Consider the following 14,704-nt stretch of genomic DNA (forward strand, 5'->3'; position numbering starts at 1 on the left):
TCATTGATTCGGTTCCATAGTCAGGCAGACTTCTAAGCCGGCGGTTACAGGTTCGATTCCTGTCGGGCGCGCCATTTCACCCATCTCCTGCAGGTCCTGTCGTTACCGGCCTCTGCCTGGTCCAGCGCTGTGTTGGCGCGCATTCAATCTGGTCCGTCGTGGCCGAGGCATAGTCAGCCTGCCCCCATGCCGGGGTGACTGCGCTGAGCCATCCCTTCATGAACACCGTTGCGCGATCGCGCTGTCTGCTGCTGGCGATGGGCCTGGGGCTTGCCGTGCACGCGTCCGCCAATGCCCCCGTGATTGCGGTGTACCGCGGCGACGCCGGTTGCCCAGGGTGTTCGGAGGCCGTCGAACAGGCCATCCATCGTTCGCGTCCGGACTATCACGTGGTGTTCGTCGGCCCGGGCGAGGCCGTCGATGTCGATTCGCTGGCCACGTCGCGCTACCGGGCCTATGTGCAGCCAGGGGGCGGGCAGGACATCGACGCCGCGATGGCGGCGGTGGGCGAAGAGGGGGCGGCAGTCATCCGTCGTTTCGTCGATGCAGGCGGAACCTACATCGGCCTGTGCATGGGGGCCTACCTGGCCGGTGCATCGCATCTGGGCCTGCTGGCGCAGGACCTGGACGCCGAGGCCGGCAGGCCGGGATTCCCGGTGCAGGATGAAGACGATGCCGTGATTCCCGTCGTCTGGGACGGGCGTCGCCAGACGGTGTACTTCCAGGACGGTCCCTACCTGCCCAAGGCGCCACGCGACCAAGGGTTCAAGGTGATTTCCCGCTACACCAATGGCGACATTGCGGCTGCGTCGTATCGCCACGGTAAGGGCAGGGTGGTGCTGTCGGGACCGCATCCGGAAGCGCCGGCGCAGTGGTTCAAGATGGCGGACATCCCGCTTTCGCAGATGCCGTCGGCCGATCTGTTCAAGTCACTGCTGGATGAGGATCGGCGCTGAGGCGGGCGCGTGCGCAGCGCGACGCGGGCCGGAATGGCGACCGGCACATCAATGTGAAGAAATGCTTGCAATTCCTTCGCGACTCCCGGAAAATGCCGGACTCGCTTCAGGGGGCGGCCTTCTGGTCCCACCCGGTCGCAACGCATCAGGTTCCACTGCTGGCAGCATCGGCAGGGGAGCAGAAGTTTCAGTGGTGGCTGTAGCTCAGTTGGTTAGAGTACCGGATTGTGATTCCGGTGGTCGGGGGTTCGAATCCCCTCAGCCACCCCACTGTTTCAACCGTATCGGCGCAGCCGGAGCGGTATTGCAATAAACAGAATGCACGTTACAATGTGCGTCTGAGTTTCACGGGCCGTTAGCTCAGTTGGTAGAGCAGTTGACTCTTAATCAATAGGTCCAAGGTTCGAATCCTTGACGGCCCACCAAGACAGAAGCCACCTGGTACGCCAGGTGGCTTTTTTCTTATAAGTGTGACCCCTTCGATTTCCGGGATCACACGTAGCGGTACCCGCGCAGGGCGTGGATCTGCCGCGGTGCTGGAACAGCGGTACTTGGTTCAACATCGTTGAAAAAAGTGCTTGCACCCACCGCTGTGATCAAGCCATAATTCGCGCCCCGATTTCGGGCTGTTAGCTCAGTTGGTAGAGCAGTTGACTCTTAATCAATAGGTCCAAGGTTCGAATCCTTGACAGCCCACCAGACGAAAGCCACTTGGTTCGCCAAGTGGCTTTTTTCTTGCCTGTGCGTCACGCCGGCGCCGCGCAGTGCGCGGGATCAGTGACGCGGTGCCCGGAAACCGGCAGTTGCAGGTGTTCATCTTTGTGCAGGCCTTCCGCTGGCCGACGCTGCCTGCGACAATGAGGGCCTGTGCCGGCCACGCGAAAGTGGCGGAATTGGTAGACGCCCTGGATTTAGGTTCCAGTGCCGCAAGGCGTGGGGGTTCGAGTCCCCCCTTTCGCACCAGTGCCGGCCTGTCCCCGCCCTGATCGGGCCCTCGGCGCCCCCTTGACCGGCACGCGCTGGCAGTGCAGGCCGAATTGGGCGAAACTAAAGGGCTGCGGCAAGCAGGCGCGTCCCAGACGTCGTGTCCTTACAACCGTTTCATCCCAATCATCGAGCCGGGGGCCTGGGCCACCGGTGGCAGGAGTCAACATGCAAGCTTCGATCGAATCCACCGGCAACCTGGAACGCCGCCTGAGCTTCTCGCTGCCGGAAGAGCGTCTGCAGAGCCACATCGCCGGCCGCCTGGGCGAAATCGCCCGTACCACCCGCATCAAGGGGTTCCGTCCGGGCAAGGTGCCGGCCAAGGTGATCGAGCAGCGCTTCGGCGCGCAGGTCCGTGGCGAGGCGCTGGACGGCCTGCTGCGCGAGACCTTCGACGCGGCCGTGCGCGAGCACGACCTGCGCGTCGTCGGCAGCCCGCGCATCGACAAGGGCGACGAGGGTGAGTTCTCCTTCGTGGCCACCGTGGAAGTGGTGCCGGACTTCGGCGACATCGACGTCAGCAAGCTGACCGTCGTGCGCCACACCGCCGAGATCACCGACGCCGACATCGACCAGATGATCGAGAACCTGCAGAACCAGCGTCGTACCTGGGCCCCGGTCAGCCGTGGCGCACAGGACGGCGACCTGGTCGCGGTGGAAACCTGGTCGCAGGCCGGCGAAGAGCGCCTGCCGGCCGAGGGCACCGAGAAGGGCTCGATCGTCCTGGGCCAGGGCATGATGTTCGACACCATCGAAAAGGGCCTGGTCGGCCTGGCCAAGGGTGAAGAGAAGACCCTGGACGTCGAGTTCCCGGCTGACTGGCGCGTGCCGGTGCTGGCCGGCAAGACCGTGCAGGTCACCGTCAAGGTTGCCGAAGTGTCCGAGCCGGTCGTGCCGGCGGTCGACGAAGCCTTCATCAAGAGCTTCGGCGTGAAGGGTGGCGACGTCGAGCAGTTCCGCAGCGACATCCGCGCCAACCTGGAGCGTGAGCTGAAGGGCGCGCTGATGAACCGCCTGCGCCGTGAAGTGGGCGAGCAGCTGATCGCGGCCTACTCGTCGGTGGAAATGCCGCCGCGCCTGGTCGAGAACGAAGCCCGCGCCATGCTGGCCCAGCAGGTCGAGCAGCTGCGCCGCAACGGCCAGAACGTCGGCGAGATCCCGGCCGATGCCCACGAAGGCTTCAAGGACGCTGCCGCCAAGCGCGTGCTGGTCGGCCTGCTGGTCGGTGAAGTGGCCCGCATCAACGACCTGCGCCTGGAAGCCAAGCGCCTGAACGAAACGATGCGTCTGATCGCCTCGACCTACGAAGAGCCGGAGCAGGTCATTGAGATGTACCGCAACGACCCCCAGCTGATGTCTGGCCTGCAGAACCGTGTGATGGAAGAGCAGGTGATCGACTGGATCGCCGAGCGTGCCCAGCACACCGAAGAGAAGCTGTCGTTCCAGGACGCGATCCGCCAGTAAGCCGGCGGATCACCGGATGCCCCGCGCCTTTGCCGGCGCGGGGTTGTTGCCCCCCAAGATAGGTACCTCACGTAATGGACAACCGAACCAAAGCCCTGAACCTGGTTCCGATGGTGGTCGAGCAGACCAGCCGCGGCGAGCGTGCCTACGACATCTATTCGCGCCTGTTGAAGGAGCGCCTGATCTTCCTCGTGGGCCCGATCGACGATCACATGGCCAACGTGGTGGTGGCGCAGTTGCTGTTCCTGGAATCGGAAAACCCGGAAAAGGACATCAACATCTACATCAACTCGCCGGGTGGCGTGGTCACCGCCGGCATGGCGATCTACGACACCATGCAGTACATCAAGCCGAATGTGAGCACCACCTGCATCGGCCAGGCCGCCTCGATGGGCGCCCTGCTGCTGGCCGCGGGCGAAGCCGGCAAGCGCTATGCGCTGCCGAACTCGCGCGTGATGATCCACCAGCCGCTGGGCGGCTACCAGGGCCAGGCCACCGACATCGACATCCACGCGCGTGAGATCCTGACCCTGCGTTCGCGCCTGAACGAGATCCTGGCCAAGCACACCGGCCAGTCGCTGGAGACGATCGCCCGCGACACCGAGCGCGACAACTTCAAGAGCGCCTTCGAGGCGCAGGCCTACGGTCTGGTCGACCAGGTCCTGGAGCGTCGTCCGGATGAGTCGATCCAGGCCGGCTGACCGGCCTTCACGGGGCCAGGAAGGCTCCGTTCCTGCAGGGTCGGGCGGGACTGGTGTCCCCTCGGCCCTGTGCTATTCTCGAATCGAACCCCCGTTCAGCGGGTGGGGTAACTGGGTAAGCGAAGCATGAGCGAAGACCGCCAAGGTCGTTCCACGGACACCGGCAAGATCCTCTACTGCTCTTTCTGCGGCAAGAGCCAGCATGAAGTGCGCAAGCTGATTGCGGGTCCGAGCGTATTCATCTGCGATGAGTGCGTGGAGCTGTGCAACGACATCATCCGTGAGGAACTTGAGGAAAAGGCGCAGTCGGCGCGCAGTTCGCTGCCCAAGCCGCGCGAGATCCTCGAGGTCCTCGACCAGTACGTGATCGGCCAGAACCGTGCCAAGCGCACCCTGGCCGTGGCCGTCTACAACCACTACAAGCGCATCGAGAGCCGGCAGAAGAACGACGACGTCGAACTGGCGAAGTCGAACATCCTGCTGGTCGGCCCGACCGGTTCGGGCAAGACGCTGCTGGCCGAAACCCTGGCCCGCCTGCTCAACGTGCCGTTCACCATGGCCGACGCCACCACGCTGACCGAAGCCGGTTACGTGGGCGAGGACGTGGAGAACATCATCCAGAAGCTGCTGCAGAAGTGCGACTACGATGTCGAGAAGGCGCAGCAGGGCATCGTCTACATCGATGAAATCGACAAGATCTCGCGCAAGAGCGAGAACCCGTCGATCACCCGCGATGTATCCGGCGAAGGCGTGCAGCAGGCCCTGCTGAAGCTGATCGAAGGCACCGTGGCCAGCGTGCCGCCGCAGGGTGGCCGCAAGCACCCGCAGCAGGAATTCCTGCAGGTGGACACCAAGAACATCCTGTTCATCTGCGGCGGCGCGTTCGCCGGGCTGGACAAGGTGATCCAGGCCCGTTCCACCGACATCGGCAGCATCGGCTTCGGTGCCAAGGTCAAGAGCAGCGAGCGCAAGCAGGAAGTGGGCAAGGTGCTGGCCGAAGTCGAGCCGGAAGACCTGATCAAGTTCGGCCTGATCCCCGAGTTCGTCGGCCGCCTGCCGGTGGTGGCGACCCTGGAGGAGCTGGACGAGCCGGCCCTGATCAAGATCCTGACCGAGCCGAAGAACGCCATCACCAAGCAGTTCAAGAAGCTGTTCGAGATGGAGAACGTCGAGCTGGAGTTCCGCCCGGACGCGCTGTCGGCCATTGCCCGCAAGGCGCTCAAGCGCAAGACCGGTGCCCGTGGCCTGCGCACCATCGTCGAATCGGTCCTGCTGGACACCATGTACGACCTGCCGTCGCAGGAAAACGTCAGCAAGGTGGTGGTGGACGAATCGGTGATCGAGCACAAGTCCGAGCCGTACCTGATCTACCAGACCCCGACGGCCCCTGAACAGAAGGCCGCAGGCGCCGAGTGATCCTTCCAGGTTGTTGATTGGAAAGGATTTTCAAGGAATGCCTTGCATCTGAAAGCCGATGGCCCCATAACGGGGCCATCGGCTTTTTTTGTCTCCGGAAGATGCCCTCCCGGAGGCGGTTTTCCCCTTCCCTGGAGCCCCCATGGCCCGTTCCCCAAGTGAAACCCTCGACCTGCCGGTCCTGCCGCTGCGCGACGTAGTGGTGTTCCCGCACATGGTCATCCCGCTGTTCGTCGGCCGTGACAAGTCCATGCACGCGCTTGAGCAGGCAATGGAAGCGGACAAGCGCATCCTGCTGCTGGCGCAGAAGTCTGCCGAAACCGACGACCCGCATGCGGCCGACCTCTACCAGGTCGGTACGCTGGCGCAGGTGCTGCAGCTGCTGAAGCTGCCCGACGGCACCATCAAGGTGCTGGTCGAAGGCCTGTCGCGCGTGCAGGTCACCCATGTCGACGAGCGCAATGGCTCGCTGCACGGGCAGGCGGTGGAGATCGACGCCACCGACGAGCGCGAAGCACGTGAGGTCGAGGCGATCGCCCGCTCGCTGATGTCGCTGTTCGAGCAGTACGTGAAGACCAACCGCAAGCTGCCGCCGGAACTGCTGCAGACGCTGTCGGGCATCGACGAGCCGGCGCGCCTGGCCGACACCATCGCCGCGCACATCAGCGTGCGCCTGGCCGACAAGCAGCGCCTGCTGGAAACGCTGGCCGTGGGTGACCGCCTGGAGATGCTGGTGGGCCTGGTCGACGGCGAGATCGACGTGCAGCAGATGGAGAAGCGCATCCGCGGCCGCGTGAAGTCGCAGATGGAGAAGAGCCAGCGCGAGTACTACCTCAATGAACAGATGAAGGCCATCCAGAAGGAACTGGGTGACCTGGACGATGCGCCTGGCGAGCTGGAAGAACTGGCGCGCAAGATCGCCGAGGCCGGCATGCCGAAGGCCGTTGAGGCCAAGGCGCGCAACGAGCTGAACAAGCTCAAGCAGATGTCGCCGATGTCGGCCGAAGCGGCGGTCGTGCGCAACTACCTGGAGTGGCTGCTGGGCGTGCCGTGGAAGAAGCGCAGCAAGGTGCGCAAGGACCTGAAGGTGGCGCAGGACACCCTCGATGCCGATCACTACGGCCTGGAGAAGGTCAAGGAGCGCATCCTTGAATACCTGGCGGTGCAGTCGCGCGTGAAGCAGATGAAGGGCCCGATCCTGTGCCTGGTCGGGCCGCCGGGCGTGGGCAAGACCTCGCTGGGCCAGTCCATCGCCAAGGCCACCAACCGCAAGTTCGTGCGCATGTCGCTGGGCGGCGTGCGTGACGAGGCCGAGATCCGTGGCCACCGTCGTACCTACGTCGGTTCGATGCCGGGTCGCATCGTGCAGAACCTCAACAAGGTCGGCAGCAAGAACCCGCTGTTCGTACTCGACGAGATCGACAAGATGTCGATGGACTTCCGCGGCGATCCGTCCTCGGCGCTGCTGGAAGTGCTCGACCCCGAGCAGAACAGCGCGTTCAACGACCACTACCTGGAAGTGGACCTGGACCTGTCCGAAGTGATGTTCGTGGCCACCTCGAACTCGCTCAACATTCCCGGCCCGCTGCTGGACCGCATGGAAGTGATCCGCATCCCCGGCTACACCGAGGATGAGAAGCTCAACATCGCCACCCGTTACCTGGTGCCCAAGCAGGTCAAGGCCAACGGCCTGCAGCCGGAAGAGCTGGAGATCGGCAGTGACGCCATCCAGGACATCGTGCGCTACTACACGCGAGAGTCGGGCGTGCGCAACCTGGAACGCGAGATCGCCAAGATCTGCCGCAAGGTGGTGAAGGAGATCGCGCTGGCCGGGCCGCAGCCGGCGAAGGCGAAGAAGGGCGCGAAGAAGAAGGCGCTGGTGAGCGTGTCCAGCAAGAACCTGGACAAGTACCTGGGCGTGCGTCGCTTCGACTTCGGCCGTGCCGAGGAGGAGAACGAGATCGGCCTGGTCACCGGCCTGGCCTGGACCGAAGTCGGTGGCGACCTGCTGCAGATCGAATCCACGCTGGTGCCGGGCAAGGGCCAGCTGATCCTGACCGGCCAGCTCGGCAACGTGATGAAGGAATCGGCGTCGGCCGCGCTGTCGGTGGTGCGTTCGCGCGCCGTGGGCTTTGGCATCGACAGCGACTTCCTGCAGAAGCACGACGTGCACCTGCACGTGCCCGATGGCGCTACGCCGAAGGACGGTCCGAGCGCCGGCGCGGCGATGGTCACCTCGCTGGTATCGATGCTGACCAAGGTGCCGGTGCGTGCCGACGTGGCGATGACCGGCGAGATCACCCTGCGTGGCCGCGTCACGGCCATCGGTGGACTGAAGGAGAAGCTGCTGGCTGCACTGCGTGGCGGAATCCGCACGGTCATCATTCCCGAGGAGAACCGCAAGGACCTGGCCGACATCCCCGCCAACGTCACCCGCGATCTGAAGATCGTGCCGGTGAAGTACATCGAAGAAGTCCTGGACCTGGCGCTGGAGCGTCCGTTGGCACCGAAGAAGGCGCGCAAGAGTGCGCAGCGCGTCACGGTGCGCAGCAAGGCCAAACCGAGTGGAAACGCGCGCGTCAAGCATTGACGCGCGCTGTCCGATGGCCCGAAACCCGCGTCGTTGCTGGCTTTCAGCTTGCGTGGGGGTAGGGCCACTGGTATAAAAGCAGCACTCGCGAATGAGTGATCGCAGTCTGGTGATCGCTGAATTCGGCGAACCGTTTCCACATGGCGGCCGCATGCAGATGGCATGCGGTTGCTTCCCTGTCGAATCCGCGGAACCCACCGCCAAAGGAGTTGTAGAGAATGAACAAGACCGAATTGATCGATGCCGTTGCTGAAGCTGCCGACCTGACCAAGGCAGAGTCCAGCCGCGCTGTCGATGCCGTCGTTGCTGCCATCACCAAGGCGCTGAAGGACGGCGATGCGGTCACCCTGGTTGGCTTCGGTACCTTCCAGGTCCGCGACCGTGCTGCCCGCACCGGCCGCAACCCGAAGACCGGCGACACCATCAAGATCGCTGCTTCGAAGAATCCGTCGTTCAAGGCTGGTAAGGCCCTGAAGGATGCTGTAAACTAAGCGGCTCGCTGGGGTGCTTAGCTCAGCGGTAGAGCGTCTCCTTTACACGGAGAGGGTCGGGGGTTCGAAACCCTCAGCACCCACCACAGCACCGCGGTAAAAGTTTGAGTGTGGAGCGGTAGTTCAGCTGGTTAGAATGCTGGCCTGTCACGCCGGAGGTCGCGGGTTCGAGTCCCGTCCGCTCCGCCATTCAACGAGGCCTCCGGCCAAAAGCTGGAGGCTTTGTTTTCTCCCCGGTCCAGGCCGGCTGAAAGCAAGAAAGGTAACAACGCGGAGCGGTAGTTCAGCTGGTTAGAATGCTGGCCTGTCACGCCGGAGGTCGCGGGTTCGAGTCCCGTCCGCTCCGCCATTACATCGAGGCCCCCGGCCGAAAGCTGGGGGCCTTGTCTTCTCACCGGCAGGTCCGGGAAGAAGACAAAAAGGTTTTTGCAAGAACGGAGCGGTAGTTCAGCTGGTTAGAATGCTGGCCTGTCACGCCGGAGGTCGCGGGTTCGAGTCCCGTCCGCTCCGCCATTGCAGACTTCTTAAGTCCCTGTGAAAAAACTTTGAAAAAAGTGTTCATCGGGCTGGGTTTCCAGGGAATCTTCGGATATACTGGGCGCCTGCAAAGTTTCAGCGCGGAGCGGTAGTTCAGCTGGTTAGAATGCTGGCCTGTCACGCCGGAGGTCGCGGGTTCGAGTCCCGTCCGCTCCGCCAACTTCAAAAGCCCTCGGCGCAAGCCGGGGGCTTTTTCTTTGCGTCATGAGCGGACATTGCCAGTGCGCGGGTCACGCGCGCCTGCGGAGGCGGGCGCGGGCCGCGCCGGGGTTGCTTTTGGTCCCTGCGGCGAAGCGGGTTACACTGCCGGGCTCGCCAATCAGGCCTTGTGATTCCTCACCATGCTGCAGAAACTCCGCGACAAGACCTCAGGCTGGATCGTCACCGTGATCCTGGGGCTGCTGATGATTCCGTTCCTGTTCGTGATCGACAACAGCTACCTCGGTGGCGTCGGCGCACAGAACGTGGCCAGGGTATCCGCGCCGCCGACCTGGTGGCGTTCGGCACCGTCGTGGTGGCCGGTGCGCATGCTGTGGCAGCACCATGAGATCAGCTCGCAGGATTTCCGCACGCGTTTCGAGCAGGAGCGCATGCGTGAGCGCCAGCAGCAGGGCGACAACTTCGACCCGCGGGCGTTCGAGAGCACCGAAAACAAGATGGCCGTGCTCGATCAGCTGATCGACGAGCAGGTCGTGCGCCTGGTTGGTGAACAGGCGGGCGTGGTGATCGGCGACGGCGCCGTGCGCGAGTACATCGCGACCATGCCGGCGTTCCTCGATTCGAACGGCAAGTTCAACGAGAACAACTATCGCCTGGCCCTGGCCGGCGGCAACCCGCCGCGTACGCCGACCCAGTTCCAGGAACTGGTGCGTGAGAGCCTGCAGCAGTCGGTGATCCCGTCGGGCCTGCAGAGCTCCGGTTTCGTCACCCAGGCCGAGACCGAGCGCCTGCTGAAGCTGCTGGGCGAGACCCGCGACGTCGAGCTGGCTGCGCTGCCGCCGGTGCCGGCCGATACCGCGCCGGTCACCGACGCGCAGATCAAGCAGTGGTACGACAGCCACGGCAAGGACTTCCGCCAGGCCGAGAGCGTGTCGCTGGAGTACGTCGAGATCAACGGCGCGAACCTGCCGGCACCGACCCCGGCCGATGAAGCCACCCTGCGCAAGCGCTATGAAGAGGAAAAGGCCAAGTTCACCTCGCCGGAGCAGCGCCAGGCTTCGCACATCCTGATCACCGGTGACGGTGCAGAGGCCAAGGCGAACAAGATCGCTGCCGAAGCGAAGGCGGCCGGTGCCGATTTCGGCGCGCTGGCCAAGGCCAATTCGGAAGATCCGGGCTCCAAGGACCAGGGCGGTGACCTGGGCTGGGTCGAGCGTGGTGCGATGGTCAAGCCGTTCGAGGACGCGCTGTTTGCGGCCAAGGCCGGTGACGTGATCGGCCCGGTCAAGACCGAGTTCGGTTACCACATCATCAAGGTGGCTGCTGTGCGCGGTGGCCAGGGCAAGTCGTTCGAGGAAGTGCGTGACACGCTGGCCGCCGAACAGCTCAAGGCCGACGGTGAGCGCGGCTTCAACGAGCTGGCCGGTCGCCTGGTCGATGCCATCAACAAGAGCCCGAGCGACCTGGCTGCGGCGGCCAAGGAAGTGAACCTGCCGTTGCAGACGCTGGGCCCGATCACCCGCGCGACCGCGAGTGGCATCGCCGCCGATCCGGCCGTGCTGCGTGCCGCCTTCTCCGACGTGCTGGTGCAGGACGGTACCGCCAGTGACCCGATCGCCCTGGGCGGCGCGACCAACCACAGCGTGGTCATCCGTGTGGCTGCGCACACGCCGGAACAGGCCCTGCCGCTGGACAAGGCCCGTGAGCAGGTGATTGCTGCGATCCGCGCCGATCGCCAGCGCCAGGCCAGCGACAAGGCCGCCGACGCCATCCTGGCCAAGCTGAAGGCCGGTGCCACCCTGCAGTCGCTGGCCGCCAGCGAGAAGCTGCAGCTGAGCCCGATGCCGGGCCTGCCGCGCAGCCAGCCGGTGCCGACCCCGGAAATCAACCGCGCGATCTTCAGCGCGCCGGTGCCGGCCGAGGGCAAGCCGAGCTATGGCAAGGTCGACGTGAACGGCCACGCGCTGCTGTTTGCGGTGAACAAGGTCAATCCGGGCGACATCAAGGAAGTGACCGCAGAGCAGCAGAAGCAGCTGAAGGAACAGCTGAGCCAGATCGACGGCATGGCCGCGGCCAAGGCCTACATCGAGGCGATGCGCAAGAAGTTCGTGGTCCAGACCACCGAAGCGAACCTGTAAGCCCATCGGCTGCAGGTATGAAAAGGCCCGGCAATGCCGGGCCTTTTTTTGTTGGAGCGCTGCTGGAATTGAACTGTAGCGCCAAGCCCATGCCCGGCGGGCCATGAACCGCGACAAGCCGCAGGCAAGAAAAAAGCCGAGCATGGGCTCGGCTCTACACGGGAGGCGCTTGGCGGCCGCGTCAATCCTCGACGCGCAGCACCGCGCCCGGCTTCAGCACGCTGCTGCCGCTCAGGCCGTTCAGTGACAGCAGGGCCTTGACCGGCATGCCGTAGCGGCGGGCGATGGTCCAGGCCGATTCGCCGTCACGCACGGTGTGGCGGCGGCTGCGCGGACGATCGGCGATCGCGGCGACGGTCTTGGCGACCTGCGGCGCTGGCGTGGTGGTGGCCACCGGTGCGGCGCTGGCCACCTGCACGGTGGCGGCGTCTGCGACGGCCACATTGGCAGCCGAGACCGGCGCCAGCACGCGGGTGGTGCCCGACGAGGCGCGGCCGCCGCCCGCCAGGGCAGGGTTCAGGCGGGCGATCCTGGCCGGGTCCAGGGCGCGCTGTGCGGCCCACTGCTGGATGCTGGTGCCGGCGGGCAGGGTGTGGTCCTTCAGCACCGGCACGGTGCGGTCCAGCGAGGCCATCACGCCCGGCTGATCCTCCACGTCTTCCAGCACGCAGGCCAGGGCGTGCAGCTTCTCGACGTAGGCATAGGTGACCGGCGACAGGCCGGGCAGGGCCGACGGCTTGGCATTCTGCGCATTCATGCCGGCTTTGCGCAGCGACTGCAGCACGCGGTACTCGCCGGCGTTGTAGGCCATGGTGGCCAGGCGCCAGTCGCCGCCGAACATGCCATGCAGGGTCTTCAGGTAACGCACTGCGGCCTGGGTGGAATCGACCGCCGACAGGCGGCCGTCGTAGCCGTTGGCCATCGGTACGCGGTGGTTGCGCGCAGTGGTGGCGATGAACTGCCACAGGCCGGTGGGGCCGCTGCCGTTGCGGGCGTTGGGCCGGTAGCCGCTTTCCACGAACGGGATCAGTGCGAATTCGGTGGGCAGGTTGGCCTTGCGCAGTTCCTCGACCACGTAACCGAACAGCACCAGCGCATCGTCATCCTGGTTGGCCAGTCGCGAGGGCGCGTGGGCAAACTGCTTCTGCCAGCGCGGGCTGGTGGCCTCGGCGTCGCAGGTAGGCTCGGCCAGGCCATCGCGGAAGCTGGAGAAGATCTCCTGGCCGTTGCGCACCGACGCGGCCGGCAGCGCGGCCGGATCCAGCGGAAGGGCCGCAGCGGCGGTCAGGTTCTGGCTGATGCCGGCGCCCAGCGACTGCGCGCCTGCGGTTCCGGCCAGCCCCAGGACCAGGCCCAGGGCCAGCGGCAGACTTCGGCGCATCATGCGCGGAAGCCGTCTTTCCAATGCCGGAGACCGGCCATGACGTCGACGTCGTCAACGACGTCGCGGCCCAGGTGTGCCGACACCGACGCGCGGATCGGCGCCGTGTGCACACGCAGGAACGGATTGCATTCGAATTCGCTGGCCAGGGTTACCGGCAGGGTGGAACGGTCATCGCGGCGCATGGCCAAAGCCTCCTCTTGGCGCTGCCACAGGGCAGCGTTGGCGGGGTCGACATGCCGCGCGAAGACGGCATTTGACACGGTGTACTCGTGGGCGCAACACAACAGCAGCTGCGCGGGCAAGGTACCCAGCTTGCGCATCGATGCCAGAAGCTGGGACGGCGTACCTTCGAACAGGCGTCCACAGCCCAGGCTGAACAACGAATCTCCGCTGAAAAGATGTTCAGCGGTGTGAAACGCGATGTGGCTGCGGGTATGCCCGGGCACGGATAGTACGTGGAATGTTTGGCCCATTGCCTGAACGCGTTCACCTTCGCCGACCCGCTCGGTCGCCGCCGGGATGCGCTCGTCGGCCGGTGCGATGACCCGTGCGCAGGGAAAACGCGCCCGCAGTGCGGGCACGCCACCGATGTGGTCGTCGTGGTGGTGGGTAAGCAGGATCGTGTCCACGCGCAGGCCCTGATCGGCCAGCGCGAGTACCGGTGCGGCATCGCCGGGATCGACGACCACGGCGGCGCCATCGTCGTCGATCAACGTCCAGATGTAGTTGTCCGCAAATGCGGGCAGGGCAGTCAGTCGCATAGAATTGGACCATGCCCGCGCTGCAGAGCACCCGTCAAGCGAGCCAGGCTCCGTGGTTCGACAGTGAACCGGCGGCGTCCCTGCGCGTGCTGGAGCGGCAGCTGCTGCTGCCGCAGCTGTCGGCGCTGCCGGTGCAGCCGTGGCTGTGGATCGCGCCCAGCGCAGGCTGGCTGGACGATGCACAGCTGGGCGGGCGTGGCCTGCGCCTGTTCCGGCAGGGGCCGGGGTATGCCGGCGATACCCGCTGCGCACTGCCGCTGCCGCTGGCCAACGAAAGCGTCAATGCGGTCGTGCTGCAGCATGTCACCACCGGCGATGCCGACCAGCTGCTGGACGAGTGCGAGCGCGTGCTGATGCCGGGCGGCCACCTGTGGCTGAGCAGCCTCAACCCGTTCAGCCCCTACCGCACGCACTGGCGCCAGCATGGGCTGGTGGTGCGTACGCCGCAGCGGATCCGCCTGCTGCTTGGCCGCCACGGCCTGGAGTGCGACGACATGCGTTTCCTCGGCCCACTCTGGCGCGGCGCCGGCAGCCGCCGGCCGGGCGGGTGGGCGCCGCTGCGCGCGGCCTGCCTGTTCCATGCCGAAAAACGCACGCTGGCCCTGCCCGGGCCGAAACCGCTGCCGGTGCGCTGGCACGGCACCGTTGTCACCTGATCTGGAGTTGTATTGAAAACCATCGAAATCCACACCGACGGTTCCTGCCTTGGCAATCCTGGCCCCGGCGGCTGGGCCGCCCTGCTGCGCTACAAGGGCCATGAGCGCGAACTGAGCGGCGGCGAAGCGCATACCACCAACAACCGGATGGAGCTGATGGCGGCCATTTCCGGGCTGGAGACGCTGACCGAGCCGTGCAACATCGTGCTCTACACCGATTCGCAGTACGTGCGGCAGGGCCTGACCCAGTGGATGCCCGGCTGGATCCGCAAGAACTGGAAGACCGCCGGTGGTGACCCGGTGAAGAACCGCGAACTGTGGGAGCGCCTGCATGCGGCCACGCTGCGGCACCAGATCGACTGGCGCTGGGTGAAGGGGCACTCCGGCGACCCGGACAACGAGCGGGTGGACACCCTGGCGCGCAACGCGGCCATCCAGATCCGCGACGCCAGCCCGGTAAACTGAGC

At 65.2% G+C, this 14,704-nt stretch carries 11 protein-coding genes and 9 tRNA genes; 18 read left to right on the forward strand and 2 right to left on the reverse strand.

Translation table 11 applies throughout. The features are described from left to right. The first annotated feature begins 218 nt into the window (after positions 1-218). The 16 genes from LRM18_RS09970 (at position 219) to LRM18_RS10045 (ending at position 11,436) form a co-directional block, all read left to right on the forward strand. Positions 219-956 carry a BPL-N domain-containing protein gene (locus tag LRM18_RS09970; RefSeq protein WP_270954099.1) on the forward strand — a complete coding sequence of 246 codons (738 nt, stop codon included), beginning with the start codon at positions 219-221 and terminating at the stop codon, positions 954-956. 193 nt (positions 957-1,149) lie between these two features. Continuing rightward, positions 1,150-1,226: transfer RNA gene (locus LRM18_RS09975), tRNA-His, on the forward strand. A gap of 79 nt (positions 1,227-1,305) precedes the next feature. Next, positions 1,306-1,381 (forward strand) — tRNA-Lys (locus LRM18_RS09980). A gap of 198 nt (positions 1,382-1,579) precedes the next feature. Then, positions 1,580-1,655, forward strand: a tRNA-Lys gene (locus LRM18_RS09985). Positions 1,656-1,834: 179 nt separating this feature from the next. Beyond that, positions 1,835-1,919, forward strand: a tRNA-Leu gene (locus LRM18_RS09990). A 189-nt stretch (positions 1,920-2,108) separates the two neighbouring features. After that, positions 2,109-3,404: a trigger factor gene (gene tig / locus LRM18_RS09995; protein WP_032961818.1), complete on the forward strand. Its 1,296-nt coding sequence runs from the start codon at positions 2,109-2,111 to the stop codon at positions 3,402-3,404. Between the two features lie 74 nt (positions 3,405-3,478). Beyond that, positions 3,479-4,105 (forward strand): ATP-dependent Clp endopeptidase proteolytic subunit ClpP, encoded by a 627-nt coding sequence (gene clpP / locus LRM18_RS10000; protein WP_019659528.1) that lies wholly within the window; start codon positions 3,479-3,481, stop codon positions 4,103-4,105. 126 nt (positions 4,106-4,231) lie between these two features. Continuing rightward, the gene (gene clpX, locus LRM18_RS10005; RefSeq protein ID WP_270954105.1) at positions 4,232-5,521 is read left to right on the forward strand and encodes an ATP-dependent Clp protease ATP-binding subunit ClpX; all 1,290 of its coding nucleotides are present in this window, start codon (positions 4,232-4,234) and stop codon (positions 5,519-5,521) included. A 142-nt stretch (positions 5,522-5,663) separates the two neighbouring features. Next, positions 5,664-8,111, forward strand: coding sequence for an endopeptidase La (lon, locus tag LRM18_RS10010; RefSeq protein WP_270954107.1), 2,448 nt, complete (start codon positions 5,664-5,666; stop codon positions 8,109-8,111). A gap of 218 nt (positions 8,112-8,329) precedes the next feature. Beyond that, positions 8,330-8,602: an HU family DNA-binding protein gene (locus tag LRM18_RS10015; protein WP_005408270.1), complete on the forward strand. Its 273-nt coding sequence runs from the start codon at positions 8,330-8,332 to the stop codon at positions 8,600-8,602. Positions 8,603-8,613: 11 nt separating this feature from the next. Continuing rightward, positions 8,614-8,688: transfer RNA gene (locus LRM18_RS10020), tRNA-Val, on the forward strand. A 26-nt stretch (positions 8,689-8,714) separates the two neighbouring features. Next, a tRNA-Asp gene (locus LRM18_RS10025) sits at positions 8,715-8,791 on the forward strand. Between the two features lie 83 nt (positions 8,792-8,874). After that, positions 8,875-8,951 (forward strand) — tRNA-Asp (locus tag LRM18_RS10030). Positions 8,952-9,038: 87 nt separating this feature from the next. Next, positions 9,039-9,115: transfer RNA gene (locus LRM18_RS10035), tRNA-Asp, on the forward strand. Positions 9,116-9,221: 106 nt separating this feature from the next. Further along, a tRNA-Asp gene (locus tag LRM18_RS10040) sits at positions 9,222-9,298 on the forward strand. 182 nt (positions 9,299-9,480) lie between these two features. Next, entirely contained in the window at positions 9,481-11,436 is a 1,956-nt protein-coding gene (locus LRM18_RS10045; protein ID WP_103283131.1) for a peptidyl-prolyl cis-trans isomerase, read from the forward strand. Positions 11,437-11,617: 181 nt separating this feature from the next. On the opposite strand, the gene LRM18_RS10050 is transcribed toward LRM18_RS10045, so the two are convergent. Both LRM18_RS10050 and gloB read right to left on the reverse strand, forming a co-directional pair. Continuing rightward, entirely contained in the window at positions 11,618-12,820 is a 1,203-nt protein-coding gene (locus LRM18_RS10050) for a lytic transglycosylase domain-containing protein (protein ID WP_049466395.1), read from the reverse strand. Continuing rightward, positions 12,817-13,581 carry a hydroxyacylglutathione hydrolase gene (gene gloB / locus LRM18_RS10055; RefSeq protein ID WP_270954118.1) on the reverse strand — a complete coding sequence of 255 codons (765 nt, stop codon included), beginning with the start codon at positions 13,579-13,581 and terminating at the stop codon, positions 12,817-12,819. The genes LRM18_RS10050 and gloB overlap by 4 nt, the downstream gene beginning before the upstream one ends. An 11-nt stretch (positions 13,582-13,592) precedes the next feature. On the opposite strand from gloB, the gene LRM18_RS10060 reads away from it, so the two are divergent. Then, positions 13,593-14,237 carry a methyltransferase domain-containing protein gene (locus LRM18_RS10060; RefSeq protein WP_053462283.1) on the forward strand — a complete coding sequence of 215 codons (645 nt, stop codon included), beginning with the start codon at positions 13,593-13,595 and terminating at the stop codon, positions 14,235-14,237. A gap of 12 nt (positions 14,238-14,249) precedes the next feature. Continuing rightward, positions 14,250-14,702: a ribonuclease HI gene (gene rnhA / locus LRM18_RS10065; protein ID WP_005408275.1), complete on the forward strand. Its 453-nt coding sequence runs from the start codon at positions 14,250-14,252 to the stop codon at positions 14,700-14,702. Positions 14,703-14,704 lie beyond the last annotated feature (2 nt).

Source organism: Stenotrophomonas sp. PI_27, from assembly GCF_027854495.1.
Taxonomy (GTDB): Bacteria; Pseudomonadota; Gammaproteobacteria; order Xanthomonadales; family Xanthomonadaceae; genus Stenotrophomonas; species Stenotrophomonas pavanii.